Genomic DNA, 20,079 nt, shown 5'->3' with positions numbered 1-20,079 from the left:
GCAGACGTGGAAGCGTTGGAGTTGTTCAAGCAAGGCATGTACCTGGTGGTCATCCTGACCGCACCGCCGCTGTTGGTGGCAGTGCTGGTGGGCGTGTTGACGTCGCTGTTGCAGGCACTGATGCAGATCCAGGACCAGACCCTGCCCTTTGGCATCAAGCTGACGGCCGTGGGCCTGACCCTGGCCGCCACCGGGCGCTGGATTGGTGTGGAGTTGATTCAGTTCATCAACCTGGCCTTCGACCTGATCGCCCGCACCGGAGGCGCCCATTGATACCGCTGGACGGTGAGCACCTGTTCGAGCTGATGCTGGGCACCGGCCTTGGCATGGCGCGGATCCTGCCGTGCCTGATCCTGGTGCCGGCGTTTTGTTTCAAGTACCTCAAGGGCCCGTTGCGGTATGGCGTGACCGTGGCCGTGGCGCTGATTCCGGCGCCGAGCATCGGCCATTTGCTGGCCCAGGAAAACGACAGCTGGTTCGTGATTGCCGGGCTGCTGCTCAAGGAGTCGGTGCTGGGCATTCTGCTGGGGCTGTTGCTATACGCGCCGTTCTGGATGTTTGCCACCGCTGGCGCCTTGCTCGACAGCCAGCGCGGCGCCCTGAGCGGCGGCCAGCTCAACCCGTCGCTGGGGCCGGACGCCACGCCGCTGGGCGAGTTGTTCCAAGAGATGCTGATCATGCTGGTGATCCTCTCGGGCGGCTTGTCGCTGATCACCCAGGTGATCTGGGACAGCTACATTGTCTGGCCGCCCACCGCCTGGCTGCCGGGCCTGGATGTGCAGGGCCTGGACGTGTTCCTCGGCCAACTGAACCGCACCCTGCAACACGCGTTGCTGTACGCCGCGCCCTTTATCGGCTTGCTACTGCTGATCGAAGCGGCCTTCGCCATCGTCGGCCTGTATGCCCAGCAACTGAACGTCTCGGTGCTGGCAATGCCGGCCAAGAGTATGGCCGGCCTGATGTTTTTGCTGGTGTACCTGCCGACGCTGTTGGAGTTCGGCAACGGTGAGCTCAAACAACTGGTGGACCTCAAGTTCATCCTGGCGCAATTGGTGCGGGTGCCATGAGCGAAAAAACCGAAAAGGCCACGCCCAAGAAACAGCGCGATGCCCGCGAAAAAGGCCAGGTGGGGCAAAGCCAGGACTTGACCAAACTGCTGGTGCTGATGGCCGTGAGCGAGGTGTGCCTGGGCATGGCCGACGAGAGCATGACCCGCCTGCAATACCTCACCGCCCTGCCGCTGCGCCGCCTGCGCGAACCGTTCATGAACACCCTGGTGGAGCTCAGCGGCGAGGCCATGTGGACCTTGATCTCGTTCATTTTGTCGAGCGTGGGCGTGGCCATTCTGATGCGCCTGGTGGGCAGCTGGCTGCAAATCGGCATCCTGTTTGCGCCCAAGGCGCTGAAGATCGACTTGGGCAAGCTCAACCCCCTCAGTCACCTCAAGCAAATGTTCTCGGGGCAAAACGTACTGAACCTGTTGCTGAGCATCCTCAAGGCAGTGGCGATCGGGGTCACGCTGTACGTGAGCATCAAGCCGCTGCTGGGCAAGCTGGTGCTGTTGGCCGACACCGACCTGACGACCTACTGGCATGCGCTGCTCACGGTGTTTCGCAGCGTGCTGCGCACCACGCTTGGGTTGTTGTTGGCGCTGGCGATGGTCGACTTTGCGATGCAGAAGTACTTCCATGCGAAAAAACTGCGCATGAGCCATGAGGACATCAAGAAGGAATACAAGCAGTCGGAGGGCGACCCCCACGTCAAGGGCCATCGCAAACACCTGGCCCACGAACTGCTCAACGCAGAACCCAGCACCGCGCCCCGGCCGGTGGAAGACGCCGACCTGTTGCTGGTCAACCCCACGCACTACGCAGTGGCGCTGTTCTACCGGCCCGGCAAGACACCGCTGCCGGTGATCCACTGCAAAGGCGAGGACGAGGACGCGCTGGCGCTGATCAAACGGGCGAAGAAAGCCAAGATTCCGGTGGTGCAATGCGTGTGGTTGGCGCGGGCGTTGTACAAGGTCAAGACCGGACGGCACATCCCCCGCCAGACCCTGCTGGACGTGGCCCGCATCTACCAGGTGATCCGCCAGCTGGACGAAGTCAGCGAAGACGTAATTCAGCTCGAAGAGTATTGATGTAGAGCGCCTGCGTTCACGAAACTGCAATATTAAAAGGCTTCAATGGTCGTCAAAACTTTCGGACGTTTGACCCATGAATCCATCCCCTCGCCCGCCTGCCAAAACCCCTCTTTCAGAAGACGCCAGCGCCTGGCTGGCCGAGGCGGCCAATGACCTTGGCCTGCCCGCCGACCAGGCCCGCGAATTTGCCCGCAGCGGTGCGCTGAGCCTGCCGGGCATGAGCGTGCAGCTGTCGCTGTGGCAAGCAGAACCGGTGCAACAATGGATCGCCCTAGGCCTGCTGCCCCGCCCCGCCACCCTGGCCGCCGACCCTTGGAGCGAGTTGCTATTGCGCGCCAACTGCGCGGTGTCGGCGATGAGCACGGGCAGCGTGGCACTCAACGAAACGGGCGACGGCTTGCTGGTGCAACGCCTGGCCTCACGCCCCGGCCAAGTCACCACGCGCCTGGGCAATGAAGTCGCGCATTTGCTGGCCCTGGCCGAGAGCCTGGTGGGCGGCGCCACGGCGTTGTCGGGCGGCGCGACAGGCCCTGCGGCGCCGGGCCACACCGCGCCCGTTCAACAGCGTGGCGCGCAGGCTGCCGCCACAGCGGCGATGAACCAGCACTGGCATCGCCCGCTGCTCACCCAAGCCTTGCAGCACCTGGGCATCGCCGTCCCCCCTGCGGCGCAGATGCAGACCGTGGGCGTCATCCAAGTCAATGCCCGATCCTTTGAAGTGCTGGCCGATGCGGACGGCCAGCACCTGCTGGTGAGCAGCGCCATCAAGACCCCGCTCACCCGAGGCCAACAGCGCGAACGTGCGTTGCAGGCCAACCTGCACTTGATGTTGCTGAGCCAGTGCGCCGTGGTGCTGACCCCGACCGGGTCGGCCCTGCAAGCGCGCTGGAACAGCCAGGCACTGGACGGCGCAGCGTTCGCCGACTGGCTGCTCGATTTTGGCCACTTGGCTGACAGTTTTACCCAGGCGCCTGCACCGGCGCCTTCTGCCCTCAGGAATCGCACATGGACATGAGAACACCCACGGTAGGCGGCGGCGCTCAGCCGCTCAATCACGCCATCCCCTTGCAGCCGCTGCGCCGCATCCCCACCCCCGACGAGCTCGAACGCGGTGAGCCGGCTGCCGAGCCGCTGGGCTACACCGCGCGCGCAGCCGCCCATGTGAGTGGGCTGGGGCAGGCGTTTCATCGCAATTACTTAAAGCCCGGCTGGCAAGCTGCGGGCCGGGCCTGGAGCAGCGTCAGCGAACAAGGCACGGCCGCTGGCACCAGCCTCAAGCACGGTGCCGTGCAGGCCTGGAGCGACACGGCCGCCAACCTGCCGTCGGGGCGCACTACCCTGGCCGCCGCGGGCCAGACCCTGCAACAAATGGCGACCTGCGGCGGGCCGACGTACCTGCGCGAAGTGGCCTTTATGCACGCCTACAGCGCGCTGGCCGACGGGCTGGCAAAAAAGAGCCCGGGTGGCGCGCTGGCGTTGCAGGCCGCCGTTTCTTTGGCGTCGGTGGCCACCCAGGTGTACCTGCGCCAACCGCGCCTGGAGCGTTTGGGCGATGAGTCCAGCGTGGCGGTACGCGGGCATTTCGCCTTGAGCGAAGCCAAGTGGAATGCGCTGCTGCCGGACAAACAGGACGCCTTGCGCCAGCAGATGAAACGCGACTCGCGCAACGTGACTCGCAACCAGATCGCCGCCGAGGTGATCTACCTCGGCATGGGCGCCCTGGGCGCCGCGCGTGGCGACGGCGCGTTGAGCGCACGGGTGCTGGCCACGCAACTGCGCAACGTGCTGTATGCCGTGGGCCGCGAAACCATGCAGGCCAGCCTGAGCATGACCGGCAAGCACGACAAGACCAAAACCCACGGCATCAACGAAGACAACATGGCGCTGCTCGGCTGGGCCTACGGCACCATGACGCTGAGCATGGGGTTTGTGCAGGACTCCGTCAGCCCGAACGTGCTGCCGCCGGGCCAGACGCTGACCAGCCCGGCCTTGCTGGGCGACGACCACAAGCCGCTGCACGGCGCCGCGCTGGCCAGCTCGATTCAGTCATTGGCGGGCACCCGCGCGGCGTTCAACACAGTGATCGCAATCCTCGACAATCACCTGCAAAAGCACTTCGACACGCGCCAGGCCGGCACCACGCAAACCTGGAAGCCCAGCCTGCCGATGAAAGACTACGGGCGTGTGCTCGACCAGTCGCCCGGCCGCGTCGCCTGGACGAGCCTGGCCAGCGCAGTGAATATGGTCACGGGTGAGCTGCTGCACGGCAAGTTGCCGCCAGCACTCTCGGGGTTTCTGGGCAATGCCGCCAGCGCGGCGGCGATGGGCCTGGCCTACCGCACGATGAACCAGACCTTCCAGGCCCATGCCAGTGTGCGTAAGGCGGTGGATGCGGGGCCTGTGGCGCCTGCGGCCAATGACAACGCACCGGTTGCGGCACAACCGTTGGCCGCTGCCGGTACGCTCAATCGTCGGGTCAATGCCATGCGCGCCGATGCGGTGGACAACGGCGCACCTGGGGAGGTGTGACTTAGCGCGTGGCCTGGTCCAGATGGTCCAGGCCCGCCAACATCAGTTGATGCTGGCAGATGTTGTCCAGCGTACTGCCGCCTTGCTGGGTAACCGGCGCGGCGTGCCACACCACGAAGTCACGTTGTGAATCCAGGAACAGAAAGTAATCGGGGAACAGGTGCGACTGGGTAAACCGTCGCTCCAGCGCCCCGCGCAGCTGTTGGGGTTGCAAGGTGCGGCTGTCGATGTGCAGCGCAATGCCCCAATCATGGTGTTCACGGCGACTCACAAAGGAAACGCCGGCCGCTACCGGCCAGACCGCAGCCTGTCCGGCCGACACCTGCTCGTAGAATTCCGCTTTCTGTGAAACTCGGATCATGATGCTCAATCTCTTAATGGCACGACGGTGAAGTCTATAGGCCGCTTGGTATTTTCCAGCCCCGAACGCATGTCCTCGGGCCACCAGATCACCAACGCCTTATCGTTGGAGTCCGGGCGATCGCACGCTTGCCCGGAACACCCCGCACGGGGTGTCGCACAACCGGCCAAGGCAACGCTTAACAACCACAATCCTGCCCACACAACGTGCTTCATGGTTTTGCCTCCCTGAGCAATGAGGCTCGCGCCGTTGTGTTGCTCTTGAGCGCCTGAGGCTGACGCAAGGCAACGAACACTTCACTTTCACCCCCTGGCTGCAGCCAGGCGTGAGGCCACACACTGACCCCCAGCACCCAACGCCCGCCACAGGTGCTTTCATCGATACGCACCGGTTGAGCGCTGGTGTTGCGCGCCACCACCACGCCGACACTCCAGGTCTTGCGCGCATACCACTGGCTGCGCTGGCTATCGATCACGATGCCGGGCTGGTTGTCACACAGGCTGTCGGGCACAAACAGCGGGGTCTTGCTTTCGGTGAAACCGGCCGGCTGCACGTTGTTGAGCAACTGGGTGAAGGCTTGCTGCACATCGACGCGGGTCGGCTGGGTGCCGTCGTGACGGTCATTGATGCGCTTGACCGCATCCTCGACGTCATTGGGGTCGCCCGCCTCGACGTAGCGGGCCGGGTTGATCTGGTCGCCGATCAGGCGCGGGGTCAGGATAAACAGACGCTCGCGCTTGCTGGTGTGGTGGCTGCTGGAGGTGAACAGCAGCTTGCCCAACAGCGGAATGTCACTGAGCCACGGGATCTTGCGCACTTTGTCTTCGGACTCCAGCACATGAAACCCGCCGACCACCAACGAGCCGTGTTCGGCGATGACCGCCTGGGTGCTGACGTTGCCGGTGCGCACGCTGGGTTTGGTGTCATCGAGCACCGAGGCTTCGATCTGCCCGTCTTCGATGTCAAGGATCAGTTGCACCTCGGACTTGCCGCCATGCTCCAGCGAGCGCGGAATGACCTGCAGGCTGGTGCCCGCCGTGATCGGCTGGATGTCGGCCACCCGCTCACCCGTGGCGGTGAGGTATTCGGTGCGGCTGAAATCGATCACCGCCGGCTGGTTTTCCAGGGTCAGGATCGAAGGGTTGCCCACCACGGTGGCCGCGCCCTTGCCTTCCAGCGTATGAATGGCCAGGGCGAAGCGCCCGGCATTCTCGGCCGACAATGTGGAGTTGGAGCCCGAATCCAGCAGCGAGGCGGTGACGTTGGTGCCACCGGCCCACACGTTCCAGTTACTCGACAGCTCGGCCAGGTCGTCGCGGTTGATGTCGAGGATCACGGCATCGATTTCGATGAGGTTGCGCGGCACGTCCAGCTGCTTGACCAGTTTTTCGTAGAGCGGCTTGCGTTTGGGCAAGTCGTAGATCAGCACGGCGTTGTTGCGCACGTCGGCAGTGACTCGGATGCGTGACTTGCCACTGCTGTTGCCGCCAGTTTTCTGGGTGCGCGCGCTGGTGCCCGCCAAGACGCGGTCCAGTCCTTGTTGCAGGCTTTCGGTGTCCAGAAAACTGGACGGTCCGCTGCCGTAGGCGTTGTTGCCGTAAGCGTTGTTGCTGCTGCCACCGCCCAGCCCCGCACCTTGCAGCAGGTTCAGCACGTTACCGGCCGAGTCGTTGCGCGAGCGGTTGTCGAGCAGGTCCTGGAGGATGCTGGCCACGCCCGCGACCGTCAGTTGTTCTTCACGGTATTTGATCGTGCGGTCGGCGGCGTTGGCATAACGCAGCGGCAAGACCACCACGTCCTGTTTCTCGTCGGGCTTGTCCACGGTCTTGCTGTATTCGCGCACCATCTGCACGTAGCGCGGCGGGCCGCTGACCAGCACCACGCCGTCGTCCGGCAAGGCGCCCCAGCCGAATCGCGTGTCGAGCAGGCCGACGTCGGTCAGTGCGCTTTTCAGGTCGTCCACGGCGTCCGGCGACACTTCGATGCGCGCCGAGGTCTGATCGCTGGTGGCGCTGATGTACAGCGTGTCGTTGTACACGAACCACTGAAAGTGATGTTCCTGGCCCAGGCGATTGAGAAAGGCTTCCGGGCTTTCGGCACGGATACGCCCGTCGACCACGCCGTCGACCGGCGCCATTTCAAGCCCGATGCCGAACTCTTTGGTGAACGCTTGCAGCGCGGTTGCCAGCGGCGTCTGCTGCGCGTCATAGGCGTAGGCGGTGTGTTTCCAGGTGGGCGGGACCACGGCGAATGCCTGGGCACTGGCCCATAACAAGACGCACGGCAGCCAACGGTAAGCCTTCAGCATTTCAAACTCCCGGGTGCCAGGTAGGGGTGACTGAACGGGGTTCAGCACGGGGCGAATCGAATACGGTCTTGTGCATCAGGCTGAGCATCGCCGCACGCTGGTTGGCCAGGCTTTGCACGATATTGAGCACATGGGGCACGTTGCACGGCGGCGCCAGCCAGAAGACCAGCACCAGGCAGTGACTCTCGGGGTCAATGGCCAGCGCACCGTCGCAGTGGCAGGCCACACTGGCCCCGCCCTGCCCCAGGATGCTCATCAGGCGCTCCGGGGCACTGGCGTCGTAGGGGTCGAGTACGTCCATGCTGCAACGTATGCCGCCTTCAACGTGGGCCAGGCGCGCGTTGGCGTCATCGATCCAGCAATCGAGCGGCGTGACTGTGCGCAGGTCGAACCACTGCGTCAGGGCCGCGACAAAGTCATTGAATTCCATCGATGATCGACTTGGTGATGCCGTGTTGAGCCCGCAGGCCTTCACTCATGACCGACGTGGCGGTGGCCATTTTTTGCGCGGCGTCGGAGAACGCCCGGAAGTCTTCGATGTTGCCGCTGTCGGCGGCTTCGATCGCGGCGTTGTCGGTGCCGCTCTGATTGCGGGTGAAGGTGTGGTCGAGGCGGTTTTCCAGGGATTTGAAGCTGATCATTGCGTGCACTCCATGAAAACTGATGAAAAGTGAGTGGGACAAACCTTGTTACAGGTTCCACTCACAAACACAGGTTTCATAGAGAAAAATGCCGCCCGCTTGACGATTTGGGCGATTAACGGCCCTTGGCGAGCAAACAGCGTTGCAAACCGGCCCAGTCCAGGTCGAATTCGCCGGTTTCACTGCTCAGGCGCAACGCCGTGAGCGGCATCAGGCCGTCTTCACGCAGTTGCCACAAGGCCGCGAATCGGCTGCCTGCCACCCAGGCCTGGACCTCGTCAAACAGCTGGGGGTGGCAGCTTAATGTGGCCCCCGTGGCAATGGACTGGCTGGCCGCCAGGTGCTTGACCATGACACGCGCGCGCTCGCCCGGGGACGCCTCGTCGAACAACCGCTCCAGGGCCAGGTTGAGCAGTTGGCTCGACGCCTCGATCACCGACGCTTGCGTGTCACGGTAGCGCGCATCGAGCCCTTCCAGAAAAGCCCCCGCCTGGTCCCAGAACTCACCGGCGGCCTGGTCGAGCATGTATTGGCAGCGAGCTTGCGCATCGTCCAGCATGGCCTGCACCTGTTCCTGGGCACGCTCAAGCAGATCGACGGCGGCCTGCGCGTCAGTAAATTGTTCGTGGCGCAGGATGCGTGCCGCCCCAGCGCCCTGATCCCCCAGGGACAATCGCCGACGCACTAGCATGTTGAAGTGTTGTCCATTGCATTCACCTTCCAGAGCACGGCACGCCACAGGGCATCCAGTTTGCGCGCGGGTAAATTCAGCGCCAGCGCCACGTTGTCTTCGGGTGACCAGGCCAGGCGCAGGCGCGACCAGCAGCTTTCGCCCAACCAAGGGCCGAGCATCGCCCGCGCATCCGTGACTTCACCGGCCAGCCACAGCCCCGGGCGCAGTGCCTTGGCCAGGCTGCGGCACCAGCTCCAGTGTTCACCGGTTTGCGCCTGGGTGTCGGCATCGACGGTAAAACAGATCGCCTGCACCAGCGTCAGGGCCTGTTCGCGCTGCGCGTCACTCAAGGACAGCCACTGCATCACATCCGCCACCGGCTCCGGTGGCTGGCTGGGCGTGATGCCCAGGCAGTGGAGTAACTCGCCATGTCGGCTGCGTGACACCGCCATGAAGGCTTCAAGCGGTACGCCCTGCTCGGCCAGCAACCGGGCTTGCCAGCCCGGGTGCATCCAGCGCCAGGTGCAGCACCACCAGTTGATCCAGTCGGTGTCGGTCATGTACGGGCCGGGTAATTGGTCGAGCCACCACCAGAGCGGCGCAGGCGACCAAACACCGCGGCGCGCCAGTCTGCCCGCAGCAACAACGCCACCAGCAACAGCAAGACCACCGCCCCCACCGGCACGGCGATGACGACCACGTTCCAGAAGCCGAGGTCGCGGCTGTTGACCAGGAACGGGCCGAAATGCACCAGGCTTTCGGTGTCTTTGAATTCCACGGAGGGGACGAAGACAATCGAGAATTTCTTCGAGTTGGCGGTGTCCTGGCTCATGCCCGGAATGCTGCTCGCCACCATCTGCTGAATACGCCCGCGCACACTGTCGGGGTCCAGCAGTGACGCGGAGTATTTGATAAACACCGCCGCCGAGGCCGGCTGCACCGGCTCACCCGGCGCGATGCGCTCGGGCAGCACCACGTGCACCCGCGCCACGATCACGCCGTCGATTTGCGACAGGGTCGATTCCAGTTCCTGGGACAGCGCATAGATATACCGGGCGCGCTCCTCCAGGGGCGTGGAAATGACCCCTTCTTTCTTGAAGATTTCACCCAGGCTGGCACGCGCGTGGTGCGGCAGGCCCGCCGCATCCAGCACCCGCACGGCGCGGTTGATGTCGCTGGAGGAGACGATCACCGTGACACCGGTTTTCTCCATCTGCTTGCGGGCCACGATGTGTTCGTCCGCGAGTTTGGCGATCACATCATTGGAGTCCTGTTCGGTCAGGCCGCCGAACAATACGGTGTCGTCGCTGCACCCGGCGAGCAGCAACAGGCAAACGACGACAAGTAATCGAGGGAATTTCACGACAGCCCTACTGCAGGTTGGTCAATTTATCGAGCGCCTGGGCGCCCTTGTTCACCACTTTGGTGGTCATTGCCATTTGCAGGGAGTACTGCGACAGCGAGCGGCTCATCTTTACCACGTCCATCGGCTCTGACGAGCCCGAGGCGTTTTTCATCGAACGCATGGCTTGTTGCGACAGGTGTTCCTGCGAGCCCAAGCGCTCGGACAGCACACCCATCAAGCCATCGGCCAAGTGCCCTTGGGGCGCGTGGTCGGTGCGCATCGCGCTGTTGAATAAGTCGACATCGCCCTGCGAAGGCCCCGAAACCAGTCCTTGCTCGTGGTGGTCGAGTGCAAAGCCCTTGAGAGAATTGACGTTGGAAATGGTCACGGGATGGCTCCGGCAGGCGATGTCGAAAGGTGCAATTAACCGTACTGCCCTGAAATCAGGACAGGCTGGCGTTCATCACATCAAGGATGTTTTGTGCAGCGTGGGCTGCGCTGGTTTGCAGGCTCTGTTGCTGCAGCTGCGGGCTCAGGCCGCCAGCGTCAGGCTGGGCTTGGTGAGCGTGCAGGCTTGCACCCAGTTCCAGGCCTTTCTTGAACAGGTCCATCGGGTCTTTGACGCCCAACAGTTGCTCCAGCATTTTGAGCTGATTGAGCTGCGAGTCCTGGCTGGAAGCGCCTGTGGTTGCGCCCGAATCATCACCGGTGTCGTCGGCCTGCGGGCTGCCAAGGCCGCCTGCGGTCGTTGGCCCCTGGTTGTCGTCGACGTCGCTGCTGTCATCGCCAGCATCACCGGCGCCGCCTGTTGCGTCCGAACTGCCCAGCCCGCCTGCGGTGCTTTGCGGCGCGCTGACACCTGCGGCATCACTGCCCGAGCCCATTTGCTGGGAGATCTGGTCCAGTGCTGCGCGAAATTTTGCGGTTTCGTCTTTGTTGAGGTAGTTGTCCTCGTCCAGCTCTTTGCTCCAGGAGCCCGAATCCGGCGCGCCAAAGGTCGCCTTGTTCTGGTCCATGAAGTCTGCCACTTGCTGCAAGACCGGCTTGTCGGCCTTGGAGAACGTCGAACCGTCGCCCTTGGGCGTCAGTGCATCGTTGAGCGAGGCTTTGCTCAAGCCTTGCATGACCTGGGACATCAGGTCTTGACCACCCTGCCCGCCACCGATACCTGCGCTGGCAGCCGCACCGAAGTTATTACCCAACTTGTCTTTGATCAGATTCGTCACGGCGGACTTGATGGCATCGGCGTTCTGGCCGCCCATCAGCGCTGCGAGCGGATTCTCTTTCTTCAGTTGCTGTTCAACCATTTTCCCCAGAGGAGAATCGGCATTCAGGTGCCCGCCCGACATCAGCGAACTGGTTAACTTGTCCACCACATCCTTGAGGGCAGGTGGTGTATTGGAGCCAGACATGTCACCGAAACTCGCATCACGCGGAATGACGGTTCCGATGTGCAGCGCCGCAGTATTGAGGGAGATAGGATTGGCCATGAAGGGGGTTCTCGCTAAGGATCAAAATAGCCCTCCGACATCTCGGAGGGCTCAGGGATGATTAATAGCTGATGCCTTTGGCGGTCTGGGCAACGTTGGAGATCTCTTTGTTCGCGGCGTCAGTCTGGGCGGAGCTGACAGCTTGCATGGTGTTGCGTTGCTCGGTCTGCATGGCAGCCTGGCCTTGGAACATGATCATGCGAGCGGATTGGGCGTCCTGCATTTTCATCATCGCCAGCGATGCTGCACCAGCTTCGCCGCCGCCAGCCAGGTCAGCCGATTGCGATTGGTTGGAAGCGTTGGCCGCCGAGCTGTTGATTTGCGCCTTGGCACCCTGAAACGCATTGACGCCGGTGTCGACTGCGTGGCCAGCAGCGCCAGTCATGCTTGCTGCGTTACGAAATGGGTTGTTAGCGGAAAGAGGCAAAGTCATCGTGTTTACTCCAAATTTTAGCTCGCATCAGTGCGAGGTAATAATTTGTGGCAAATGCCCCGAATCAGGTTCCACATTTTTTTCAAGCGGTGAATTTTTTCCGAAAATTTCAAGGCATTTGATGCGGTGGTAGAGCGTGCGGCGCGGTACGCCCAGCTCCATGCTGGCGGCGTCAATGGACTGGCCATGACGCTTGAGCGCCTCCTGAATCAGGATGCGTTCAATCACCCGCATCTGGGACTTGAGCGTCTGGCTTTCTGCCTCATCCACCATCTCCGCCCCCAGCGACGCGAAGCCCAGCACATAGCGCTTGGCCGCGGATTTCAACTCACGAATATTTCCGGGCCACGAATGCCCCAGCAGCACCTGCGTCAACGCCGAACACGGTGTTTTATGGCTGCGCCCCAAATCTTTGGCAGCCGCGGCGGCGAATTGAGAAAACAGCGGAATGATCTGCTCGCGGCGCTCGCGCAGCGCCGGCAACTGGATCGTCAATACATTGAGACGAAAATAGAGGTCGCGCCGAAACTTGCCCTGCTCCACCAAGTCGGCCAGCGAGCGTTGCGCAGAAGCGATCACGCACAGATCCAGCGGAATGACCGTAGTGGATCCCAAACGCTCGATCGCCCGCACCTCCAGAACGCGCAGCAACTTGGCCTGCAGGCTCAGGGGCATACTGTCAATTTCGTCAAGGTACAAAGTGCCGCCCTGCGCCGCCTCGATATAGCCTTTACGGGAGCGATTGGCCCCGGTAAACGCACCGTTGACGACACCAAACAACTCACTTTCAGCCAATGATTCCGGGATGGCCGCACAGTTCATTGCCACGAAACTGCCCTTGCGCCCCGACAACGTATGAATATGCTGCGCCAACGTGTCTTTTCCGGTTCCTGTCTCGCCTGACAATAATAAATCGATCCCCAGTACTGACGTACTTTGAGCAATGATCTTTATGTCAGGTATTTCATTAACGCCATCAGGTCCGCTGTAAAAATAATCGTACACACCCATCTACAACCTCCCGATCGACTTACTCAATCCAGCCCCCCATCCTTAAGGGCGCACGCTGTTTTTTTAACCCCCCCGCCACACCGCGACGCGCTATAAATCGTCCGTGTACTTGAGGTCTTTCTTTTAGGGGACAGGCTCGACAATAGGAAGCAAGTAAAAAAACTGATGTTTTATTCTAATTATGACACTCGTCACACCTGAACGGTTTCGCCCACACTTAAACCGAAAAAGCCTATGAATCAAGCGTTTCCGGGAATACCCGAATGCGCTAATACCGTACTAGCGAGTTCTAATATTATTTTAGAAACCGGCGTCAGCCCTCACTAGGCAGTTACAAACAAGTGTTTGAACGCCTGTTTCAGGGCCTTTTTCAGGCGGCCACACTATAACCATTACTTGTCGTTCTGGTTATAACAGCCACCGTGTGACAGGTTCAAAAAAATAATAGGACTTGAACAGCTGTTCAAATGGATCCAATCTCTAGAACAGTCTCTACTGGCGTGCCAGTGCTGTTTGAGAGGTTCAGAGAATACCGTCGAATCCCAACATGTCAATCGCCATAAAACCGTCACAAAGGTGAACGAGTGTTCACTCTTTCACAGTCTCCGAGTAGACCGCCCGGCCGAAAAAAGTTCAATGCCGCGACGAACCAAAAGAATGCACAACAGGTAAAACGTCACTTCGTCACGAAGATCAGAAAGCACCTCACCTGAATTTAATTATTATTCAGGAGATTCCACTAGAAAAAAAAGGGAACCCATCACCGCTTGCGCACCACTCACCAGGCGGACAGCTCCCTTTTTTGCCGCTGGGAGCGCCACCCACTGCCTGCAGGGCATGCTGACATGCCCGGAGAATAACAATATGGCGAGCACACAGTTTTACCACCTGGTTGACGAAATTTGCCAACTGGCCCTCATTCCTGCCACTGCCGTGCGTCATGATTCCCCGCAATTGAATGTCAAAGGCGTAGATTTTTCCCTGCGTCATCTCGACGGTGCCGACGAGGGCACCGTTCTGATCCATGCCGATTTCGGCCCCCTGCCGTCCCGCCAGCGCGAAGCCGTCCTGGCGCGCTTGCTGGACACCAACTTTCACCTGTCGGGCAGCCAGCAGCACAGCAGTTTTTCCCGCGATGAGCGCACCGACCACGTGGTGTTCCATGGCACGCTGCCGCTGGCCAGCACCCGCGGCGAAAACGTCTTGCAACTGATGGGGCACCTGAGCGAATACGCGCAAGCGTGGCGCCAGACCTATTTTTTGGATGAGCAGCCTAAACGTCAAGCCGGCGCGCGCCCTGCAGCGAGGGCCCTGTGATTCGCAACACGGGGATTCATCAAGGCCCCGCTCCCTCTGTCAGCAGCACGTCGTCACTTGAAGACACCAGCGGTGATATCGGGCTTGCCCGGCTGCCTTCGCGCACCGCCAGCGATTTGACACCCCCTGCGACGCCCGCCCCGCAAGCCACCCTTAAAAGCTACTCGCAGCGACTGCGCCCCTCCCGCCCGCTGGCCGAAGAAGCTGCAGGTGTGGCACGTGAGCTGACCCGCGGGGGCACCAGCAAGCTCGACCAGGCCCAGGCCCGAATGGTGCTGGAAGGCAAGTATGCGCAGGAACAACCCCACGTCGCGTTTCAGGTGATCAACGAACAATTGTTCCCCGAGCGTGACGCGCAACATCGCCTGGTCATTACCGACCCATTGGCGGACAGCGCCCATGACGCCCGCCTGGAAATGCACAAGGCCTTGAGTGAACTGGGCAAAAACCCGGGCAGCGCCCCCGATGTAGCGGCGTATGCCCAAGTGCTCAAACATGCGGTGAACACGCAGACCGAGCTGTTCGCTGGCAAGGCCGCGCTGTACCAGGAAGTGCTTGCCCGGCCCGACTTGTCGCCGACCGACCGCAAACACGTCCTGGCCAGCGAGCAGGCGTTCGCCCGGCATGCCAGCCAGGTCGCCGCGCAGATTCCGACCGCCCTTCAGGAGGCCTCTGCCAAGGCCGACGCAACAGTCAAGGCCTTGCAGCACCTCAATCAGCCGTCGCAGGCCTGGGAAGAACTCAGCCACCAGCTCAAGGCACTGGTGAAGGAAACCACGGTGGACGGCGAGTTCAAGGACGCGCTGGACAACGCCCGCCTGCCCGACACTCTGGAAAAACTGCACAAGAGCAACGACGGTTGGGCGGCCACCACCAAAGCCTTCGTGGCGGGCGCAGTGCCGCAAATGCTTGCCTCAGGCCTGGCGTTTGGTTTTGCCCGGGCGGTGGTGGAGTCTGCGATCCCCCACAACTTGCCCAAGCAGTTGTTCGCCACCGGTGTCACCATGGCCGCCGCGCATGAAGTGGGCGTCAACCTGCTCAAGCCCATGGGCCAGGAGCTGGTGAGTTCGTGGAACCTGGCGCCGGTCAAAGCCTCGGACGTGATCCCCAACCCCAACCCGCGCGTGAGTATCCAGGGCGAGATCCAGCCCCTTAGCGACGACGCAAAAACCCAGGCGCGCCAAGATGTCGACGCCCTGCGCGGCCGCCACCTCAACGCCCAGCAGGCCAACAAGAACGGCACTGGCCTGGGCGAGATGCAGGCCTTTGGCGCCTTTGGCCTGGCACAAGGCATCCGCCGCGGCATCGGCCTGGCCGCGCCGCACGTACCGGTGAACGACTTCGGGCCGCGCACCCTCACCTCCATGGCGGGCGGCGTGATGATGGGGGGCGTGCAGTCCAGCAGCCAGCTGCGCAGCACCGTCCCCGACCAGCGTGGGCGCGAACTGCCGACTCACACGTTCAAGACCACCGACAAACCCCTGGCCCAGCGCTTGGCCAAGGCGGCGGGCGATGCGGTACTGGCCAGCGACCCGAGCAAAAGCGAGGTGCGCCAAAGCCTGCTGAGCAAGACGTTCGGCTCGTTCATCGGCCTGGGCAATGCCGCCGCCGTGGGCGCTGTAGCCCGCAGTATCGGCTCGCACACCCCGGCGCAACAATTTGGCCAGGTGGTGCTGGCGGCCCTGGGGTCACCGGCGCTGCTGCTGCCGGCTTACGCCGCCTTTCAGTCCGGGCCTGAAACCAAGGCCAGCGCCGCCGCGCTCAAGGCGACCCAACTGCCCGATGCGCCCGCCGCGGCACCGTCAAACTTTCCCCGCACCCGAACGGCACTGCAAAACGTGGTATCGCCCGAGCGCGCCGACCTGCCCCACGGCTCCATGCCTGGCAGTTGGGGGCGTACCGCCGAGAACACGTACCACCGGGTTCGTGGCGGGCTACAGATCGCCTCGCAAATCCCGACGGAGCTCATTGAAAACTCGCCGCAGTTGCTCAAGGCGGCACCCGCCGCACTGGCCAACACGGTGGATGCGGTCAAGCAAGCGCTGACCCCCGCAGTTCAGAACCGCGACACGGACGAGGATGACCCGCAGCCACCGGGAGCCTTTCAGATGACGTAACCCGCCGGCCTCGCCGCAGGGTTGCTCTGCGGCGAGGCCGTCCATCGTTTGAACACATGAGACTGTCATGCGCCTGACCACACAACATCAACCCTTTGCAGGGCCCTCGAGCCTTTACAACGGCGCCGCCCCGACACATCGCGTGCCGCTGAACCGGGTGCTGACAGACCCGCTGGGCCAGGCACATCCCACTTGCCTGAAAGCCGTATCACCCAAAGAAATGGATGGTTTGCTGGTTGCCAACCAGGCGATCGATGACACCTGGCGCATACTCAACCGTGGCTCGGGAAACCAGCAAAAACAGCTGCGAAGCACACAAGGTGATTCGTTCAAGCGAACCCTGGTATTACGTGCAGAAACAGAACCCCTTGGCCAGGACTGGCCGGGTATTGCCCGTGCGGCAGCGCTTATGCAAGCGGGCAATTGCACGGAAATGGCGGCCGTCAGCGCCTTGCTCGCCACGAGTACCGGTATTGATCAGCCGGTTTCGATTGTCGACTCGCCCCACCTGGGCCATGTGGTCGCGCAGATTGGCGACGCGCGCACCGCCGACAAGCCGGTCATTGTGGATCCCTGGCCGGAGTTCGGACGCGCCCTGTTGCGCGAAGACTTTACCTTGCTCGACCCCGAGCCCCAGATTCTGCACACATACGCCCCGCGCTCGGTGGCACCGCAGGAACGCAACCGCCTGCTGCATGAGAGCAAGGTGACCCAGCGCCAGGTCGATGAAGATTTTGTCAAACTGTACCCCGGTCTGCCCACCGGCAAAGACCTGCTGGAGCTCATTCAATTCAACATGCCGGGCTACGCCCAGCAGCACGGCGCCCGCAACCTGGGCGTGCGTTATCAAGGTGCCGACAGCCAGGGCCGACGCCATGAGGTGGATCAGAACCTGACGCAGGCGCAGTTCCAGCAACGCCTCGTACAGCTGGGAATCGACCCGAAGACCGGTGCGCCCGTGAGCCCTCGCCCGGATAACGCTTAGCGCTGGCGGGTAAACCGCGGAATATCCAGCCCCAGGCTTTCGCGCAAGGTCGTGCCTTCATACGCCGTGCGGTACACCCCGCGCTCTTGCAATAACGGAATCACCTCGCGGGTGAAGCGGGCGAACTGCCCCGGGTGGCCGATGTAAATGTTGAAGCCATCCAGCGCCCGCGCCTCGAACCAGTCCGCCATTTTTTGCGCAACGGTCTGCGCCGACCCCACGAAAGCGCCGGGGCGCAATTGCCGTGAAAACGCCACGGCCTGGCGCAGGCTAAAGCCTTTTTCACGTGCCTGGTCGGCGATGCGCTTGGCATTGGTGAAAAAGCTGCTGCGGGCGAACTCCAGGCTCTGCTGCGGGAACGGTGCGTCCAGGTCGTACTGGCTGAAGTCATGCCAGCCAAAGTTACGCCCGAATTCCTTCAGCGCCAGTTCAAAACTGTGGTCGGCCTGATGATAATGCCGCTCGATTTCGCGGGCATGTTCGTCGGTGTCGCCCACGTAGATCTCTGCGCCCGGCAACACCAGCAGCTGCTCGGGATTGCGGCCCAGGCGCGCCGCCCTGCCCTTGACGTCGTTATAAAAAGCCTGGCCCTGCTCAATGCTGGCCGCGTGGGTGAAGATCACGTCTGCCGTCGCCGCGCCCAACTCGCGCCCTTGCTCGGAATCGCCCGCCTGGAAGATCACCGGCTGGCCCTGGGGTGAGCGCTGGATGTTCAACGGGCCCACCACGCTGAAGTGCTCGCCCGTGTGATCGAGGCTGTGCAGCTTGTGCGGGTCGAGAAATTGCCCGGTCGCGCGGTCACGTACAAACGCGTCGTCTTCGTAGGAGTTCCACAGGCCCTGAACCACCTTGACATGCTCTGCGGCGCGCCCGTACCGGGTGTCGTAATCGTAGTGTTCGTCACGGCTGTAATTGCCCGCTGTGCCCGCGTCACCGCTGGTCACGACGTTCCAGCCCGCACGACCTCGGCTGATCAGGTCCAGCGAGGCCAGGCGCCGGGCCACGTTGTATGGCGAGTTGTAGGAGGTGGTCAGCGTGCCGACGAGCCCCAGGTGCCGCGTGCACACCGCCAGCGCCGACAGCAATGTCAACGGCTCCAGGCGGTTGAGGTAATGTGAGGGCGAGCCCGGGGTGATGAATTGGCTGTCGACGATAAACATCAGGTCAAACAGCGCGGCTTCGGCCTGGCGTGCGATGTCGATGTACCAGTCGATATTGACGCTGGCATCGGCCGGCAACTCAGGGTCGAGCCACAGGTTATGCCGGCCCGGCCCGCCACAGCCCATGGTCAGGGCGCCCAGCTTGAGGGTGCGTTTAGTCATGTTTGAAGGACGCCTTGGGGGTTATGGCCGGGCCTGCGCCGTGGTCGGTTGCAAGGAGGCGGCGAATGAGTCATCGAACAGGCTGGCCGCCGGGTAGGCTTTGATCAGGCCGAGGCCTGCAAAGAAGTCCACGGTTTTTTGCGCGTCGATAACGACTTGCGGGTTCAGCGGCTCGATAGAGGTACGCGCCCGCGCAAACCACAGGCGTGCGATGTCCGCGTCGGCGCGGGTGCGCTTGGCCCAGGCATCGGCATAGATTTGCGTGTTGGCCGGGTCGCTGAGGGCCCATTCACGGGCCTTTTTCAAGCGCTGGAGGAAATCGTCGATGGACGCACGCTTGGTGTCCACCACCTTGGCGTTGGCGACCACAAAGCTCTGGGCAGGAATCAACCCTTCAGCGGTGGCCAGCACCCGCGCGCCCTGCCGCTCCTGCTGGGTGACGTAGGGTTCCCACGTGGCGATGGCATCCACGGCGCCGCCGTCCAACGCGTGGGAGGCATCCAGCGCACTGAGGTAACGCAGCTCCAGCGAGTCGCGCGGTACGCCCGCCTTGTCCAAGGCCGTGATCAGCAGTTGCTGGCTCCAGGAGCCTTTCCACAGGGCCGCACGCTTGCCGCGCAGGTCGGCCAAGCTGTGGATCGGCGAGTCCTTGCGCACCAGGATCGCCACGCCGCCAAGGTTCTGACGCGTGATGGCAACCACCTTGATCGGCGCCCCCAATGCACCGAGGAACAACGGCGGCGCGTCGCCGAGCAAGCCCAAATCAAGGCTGCCCACGTTAAGGGCCTCGGCCACCGGGGAGCCGGCGGTGAATTGCTTCCACTCAAGGGTGTAAGGCAGATCATTGAGCACGCCAGCCGCTTCCATGACCGCCTGGGCGTTGTAGCTCTGGTCGCCCACGGTCAACGTTTGCGCACTGGCGGCAAGGCTGAGCACGGTGGCCGCGATACCCACGGCGAGTTTTTTTAGGTAATGCACGTTTCGTCTCCAAAGGCCTGGGGTCAGGCCTGTCAGGTCGATCCGCGCATACGGTCTCGTCGGGGTCAGCAGGGAAAAAATCAGGCCGTCGATGCGTTAAACAGCGTTATATCGGTTAAATCTAACCGGGCCTGTTTTTATAGATTAAGGTTTAAGCGGCCTTCTGTTAAATTCTATTTATGCATAACTTAATTACACAAAAATGCATTTTATTAATAACTAAAGGCCGCCCGTGCAGATAGCACCCATGCGATAGGGATGAAACGGCGGGTTGATGCGAAGGTGGGTGTTTTTTGCAGGCCAAAAAAAAGACGCCGAAGCGTCTTTTTTTGAGAACCCATAGCCTCTGTGCAAGGCTGTGGATCGATGTATGGAGCGGGAAACGAGACTCGAACTCGCGACCCCGACCTTGGCAAGGTCGTGCTC

General features: G+C 62.1%; 22 protein-coding genes. 8 read left to right on the top strand and 14 right to left on the bottom strand.

Annotated elements, in window-relative coordinates; all coding sequences use genetic code 11:
* The first annotated feature begins 6 nt into the window (after positions 1–6).
* From sctS to ACW9H9_RS07860, 5 genes are all read left to right on the top strand, one after another.
* The gene (gene sctS / locus ACW9H9_RS07880) at positions 7–273 is read left to right on the top strand and encodes a type III secretion system export apparatus subunit SctS (protein ID WP_457342677.1); all 267 of its coding nucleotides are present in this window, start codon (positions 7–9) and stop codon (positions 271–273) included.
* Complete coding sequence (sctT, locus tag ACW9H9_RS07875; RefSeq protein WP_457342699.1) at positions 273–1,067, top strand: type III secretion system export apparatus subunit SctT; 795 nt, start codon at positions 273–275, stop codon at positions 1,065–1,067. Before sctS ends, sctT begins: the two co-directional genes overlap by 1 nt.
* Positions 1,064–2,140 (top strand): type III secretion system export apparatus subunit SctU, encoded by a 1,077-nt coding sequence (gene sctU / locus ACW9H9_RS07870; protein WP_457342678.1) that lies wholly within the window; start codon positions 1,064–1,066, stop codon positions 2,138–2,140. Before sctT ends, sctU begins: the two co-directional genes overlap by 4 nt.
* Before the next feature lie 76 nt (positions 2,141–2,216).
* Complete coding sequence (locus ACW9H9_RS07865; protein ID WP_457342679.1) at positions 2,217–3,158, top strand: type III secretion system chaperone; 942 nt, start codon at positions 2,217–2,219, stop codon at positions 3,156–3,158.
* On the top strand, positions 3,149–4,672 hold the full coding sequence (locus ACW9H9_RS07860; RefSeq protein ID WP_457342680.1) for a hypothetical protein: 1,524 nt from the start codon (positions 3,149–3,151) through the stop codon (positions 4,670–4,672). The genes ACW9H9_RS07865 and ACW9H9_RS07860 overlap by 10 nt, the downstream gene beginning before the upstream one ends.
* 1 nt (position 4,673) lies before the next feature.
* Here the strand turns inward: ACW9H9_RS07860 and ACW9H9_RS07855 are convergent, their stop codons facing one another.
* From ACW9H9_RS07855 to ACW9H9_RS07800, 12 genes are all read right to left on the bottom strand, one after another.
* Positions 4,674–5,033, bottom strand: a complete 360-nt coding sequence (locus ACW9H9_RS07855; protein WP_457342681.1) for a type III secretion protein HrpV — start codon at positions 5,031–5,033, stop codon at positions 4,674–4,676.
* A 5-nt stretch (positions 5,034–5,038) separates the two neighbouring features.
* On the bottom strand, positions 5,039–5,248 hold the full coding sequence (gene hrpT / locus ACW9H9_RS07850; protein ID WP_457342682.1) for an HrpT family type III secretion system protein: 210 nt from the start codon (positions 5,246–5,248) through the stop codon (positions 5,039–5,041).
* Entirely contained in the window at positions 5,245–7,341 is a 2,097-nt protein-coding gene (gene sctC / locus ACW9H9_RS07845; RefSeq protein ID WP_457342683.1) for a type III secretion system outer membrane ring subunit SctC, read from the bottom strand. The genes hrpT and sctC overlap by 4 nt, the downstream gene beginning before the upstream one ends.
* A gap of 1 nt (position 7,342) precedes the next feature.
* Positions 7,343–7,771: a type III secretion protein gene (locus ACW9H9_RS07840; RefSeq protein WP_457342684.1), complete on the bottom strand. Its 429-nt coding sequence runs from the start codon at positions 7,769–7,771 to the stop codon at positions 7,343–7,345.
* Entirely contained in the window at positions 7,758–7,982 is a 225-nt protein-coding gene (locus ACW9H9_RS07835; RefSeq protein ID WP_457342685.1) for a type III secretion protein, read from the bottom strand. The genes ACW9H9_RS07840 and ACW9H9_RS07835 overlap by 14 nt, the downstream gene beginning before the upstream one ends.
* 115 nt (positions 7,983–8,097) lie before the next feature.
* Positions 8,098–8,673, bottom strand: coding sequence for a type III secretion system stator protein SctL (gene sctL / locus ACW9H9_RS07830; protein WP_457342686.1), 576 nt, complete (start codon positions 8,671–8,673; stop codon positions 8,098–8,100).
* Positions 8,667–9,215 (bottom strand): type III secretion protein, encoded by a 549-nt coding sequence (locus ACW9H9_RS07825; RefSeq protein WP_457342687.1) that lies wholly within the window; start codon positions 9,213–9,215, stop codon positions 8,667–8,669. The genes sctL and ACW9H9_RS07825 overlap by 7 nt, the downstream gene beginning before the upstream one ends.
* Complete coding sequence (gene sctJ, locus ACW9H9_RS07820) at positions 9,212–10,018, bottom strand: type III secretion system inner membrane ring lipoprotein SctJ (RefSeq protein ID WP_457342688.1); 807 nt, start codon at positions 10,016–10,018, stop codon at positions 9,212–9,214. Before sctJ ends, ACW9H9_RS07825 begins: the two co-directional genes overlap by 4 nt.
* A 7-nt stretch (positions 10,019–10,025) precedes the next feature.
* Positions 10,026–10,388 carry a type III secretion system inner rod subunit SctI gene (sctI, locus tag ACW9H9_RS07815; RefSeq protein WP_457342689.1) on the bottom strand — a complete coding sequence of 121 codons (363 nt, stop codon included), beginning with the start codon at positions 10,386–10,388 and terminating at the stop codon, positions 10,026–10,028.
* 55 nt (positions 10,389–10,443) lie between these two features.
* Positions 10,444–11,490 (bottom strand): hypothetical protein, encoded by a 1,047-nt coding sequence (locus tag ACW9H9_RS07810; RefSeq protein WP_457342690.1) that lies wholly within the window; start codon positions 11,488–11,490, stop codon positions 10,444–10,446.
* Positions 11,491–11,551: 61 nt separating this feature from the next.
* The gene (locus ACW9H9_RS07805; RefSeq protein ID WP_457342691.1) at positions 11,552–11,923 is read right to left on the bottom strand and encodes a hypothetical protein; all 372 of its coding nucleotides are present in this window, start codon (positions 11,921–11,923) and stop codon (positions 11,552–11,554) included.
* Between the two features lie 27 nt (positions 11,924–11,950).
* Positions 11,951–12,934, bottom strand: a complete 984-nt coding sequence (locus ACW9H9_RS07800) for a sigma 54-interacting transcriptional regulator (protein WP_457342692.1) — start codon at positions 12,932–12,934, stop codon at positions 11,951–11,953.
* Between the two features lie 864 nt (positions 12,935–13,798).
* On the opposite strand from ACW9H9_RS07800, the gene ACW9H9_RS07795 reads away from it, so the two are divergent.
* The 3 genes from ACW9H9_RS07795 to ACW9H9_RS07785 all read left to right on the top strand — a co-directional run bounded on the left by ACW9H9_RS07795 (position 13,799) and on the right by ACW9H9_RS07785 (position 17,353).
* A complete protein-coding gene (locus tag ACW9H9_RS07795) occupies positions 13,799–14,251 on the top strand; it encodes a CesT family type III secretion system chaperone (protein WP_457342693.1) in 453 nt (150 codons plus the stop codon).
* Positions 14,248–16,368 carry a hypothetical protein gene (locus ACW9H9_RS07790; protein ID WP_457342694.1) on the top strand — a complete coding sequence of 707 codons (2,121 nt, stop codon included), beginning with the start codon at positions 14,248–14,250 and terminating at the stop codon, positions 16,366–16,368. Before ACW9H9_RS07795 ends, ACW9H9_RS07790 begins: the two co-directional genes overlap by 4 nt.
* Before the next feature lie 67 nt (positions 16,369–16,435).
* A complete protein-coding gene (locus tag ACW9H9_RS07785; RefSeq protein ID WP_457342695.1) occupies positions 16,436–17,353 on the top strand; it encodes an Hrp-dependent type III effector protein in 918 nt (305 codons plus the stop codon).
* Here the strand turns inward: ACW9H9_RS07785 and ACW9H9_RS07780 are convergent.
* Together ACW9H9_RS07780 and ACW9H9_RS07775 are read right to left on the bottom strand one after the other, a co-directional pair.
* Positions 17,350–18,675 carry an LLM class flavin-dependent oxidoreductase gene (locus ACW9H9_RS07780; protein WP_457342696.1) on the bottom strand — a complete coding sequence of 442 codons (1,326 nt, stop codon included), beginning with the start codon at positions 18,673–18,675 and terminating at the stop codon, positions 17,350–17,352. The genes ACW9H9_RS07785 and ACW9H9_RS07780 overlap by 4 nt on opposite strands.
* A gap of 21 nt (positions 18,676–18,696) precedes the next feature.
* A complete protein-coding gene (locus ACW9H9_RS07775) occupies positions 18,697–19,653 on the bottom strand; it encodes an ABC transporter substrate-binding protein (protein WP_457342697.1) in 957 nt (318 codons plus the stop codon).
* Between the last annotated feature and the right edge of the window lie 426 nt (positions 19,654–20,079).

Source organism: Pseudomonas sp. SDO5215_S409, from assembly GCF_054071325.1.
This window is presented reverse-complemented; position numbering and strand designations above follow the sequence as displayed.

Excerpts from the sequence above, each read along its gene's own strand:
- ACW9H9_RS07800 (WP_457342692.1), bottom strand. The coding sequence starts at position 12,934 with ATGGGTGTGTACGATTATTTTTACAGCGGACCTGATGGCGTTAATGAA.
- ACW9H9_RS07785 (WP_457342695.1), top strand. The coding sequence starts at position 16,436 with ATGCGCCTGACCACACAACATCAACCCTTTGCAGGGCCCTCGAGCCTT.
- ACW9H9_RS07825 (WP_457342687.1), bottom strand. The coding sequence starts at position 9,215 with ATGACCGACACCGACTGGATCAACTGGTGGTGCTGCACCTGGCGCTGG.
- ACW9H9_RS07860 (WP_457342680.1), top strand. The coding sequence starts at position 3,149 with ATGGACATGAGAACACCCACGGTAGGCGGCGGCGCTCAGCCGCTCAAT.
- sctL (WP_457342686.1), bottom strand. The coding sequence starts at position 8,673 with ATGCTAGTGCGTCGGCGATTGTCCCTGGGGGATCAGGGCGCTGGGGCG.
- sctC (WP_457342683.1), bottom strand. The coding sequence starts at position 7,341 with ATGCTGAAGGCTTACCGTTGGCTGCCGTGCGTCTTGTTATGGGCCAGT.
- ACW9H9_RS07780 (WP_457342696.1), bottom strand. The coding sequence starts at position 18,675 with ATGACTAAACGCACCCTCAAGCTGGGCGCCCTGACCATGGGCTGTGGC.
- ACW9H9_RS07835 (WP_457342685.1), bottom strand. The coding sequence starts at position 7,982 with ATGATCAGCTTCAAATCCCTGGAAAACCGCCTCGACCACACCTTCACC.
- ACW9H9_RS07855 (WP_457342681.1), bottom strand. The coding sequence starts at position 5,033 with ATGATCCGAGTTTCACAGAAAGCGGAATTCTACGAGCAGGTGTCGGCC.
- ACW9H9_RS07840 (WP_457342684.1), bottom strand. The coding sequence starts at position 7,771 with ATGGAATTCAATGACTTTGTCGCGGCCCTGACGCAGTGGTTCGACCTG.
- ACW9H9_RS07795 (WP_457342693.1), top strand. The coding sequence starts at position 13,799 with ATGGCGAGCACACAGTTTTACCACCTGGTTGACGAAATTTGCCAACTG.
- ACW9H9_RS07865 (WP_457342679.1), top strand. The coding sequence starts at position 2,217 with ATGAATCCATCCCCTCGCCCGCCTGCCAAAACCCCTCTTTCAGAAGAC.
- ACW9H9_RS07805 (WP_457342691.1), bottom strand. The coding sequence starts at position 11,923 with ATGACTTTGCCTCTTTCCGCTAACAACCCATTTCGTAACGCAGCAAGC.
- sctU (WP_457342678.1), top strand. The coding sequence starts at position 1,064 with ATGAGCGAAAAAACCGAAAAGGCCACGCCCAAGAAACAGCGCGATGCC.
- ACW9H9_RS07810 (WP_457342690.1), bottom strand. The coding sequence starts at position 11,490 with ATGGCCAATCCTATCTCCCTCAATACTGCGGCGCTGCACATCGGAACC.
- hrpT (WP_457342682.1), bottom strand. The coding sequence starts at position 5,248 with ATGAAGCACGTTGTGTGGGCAGGATTGTGGTTGTTAAGCGTTGCCTTG.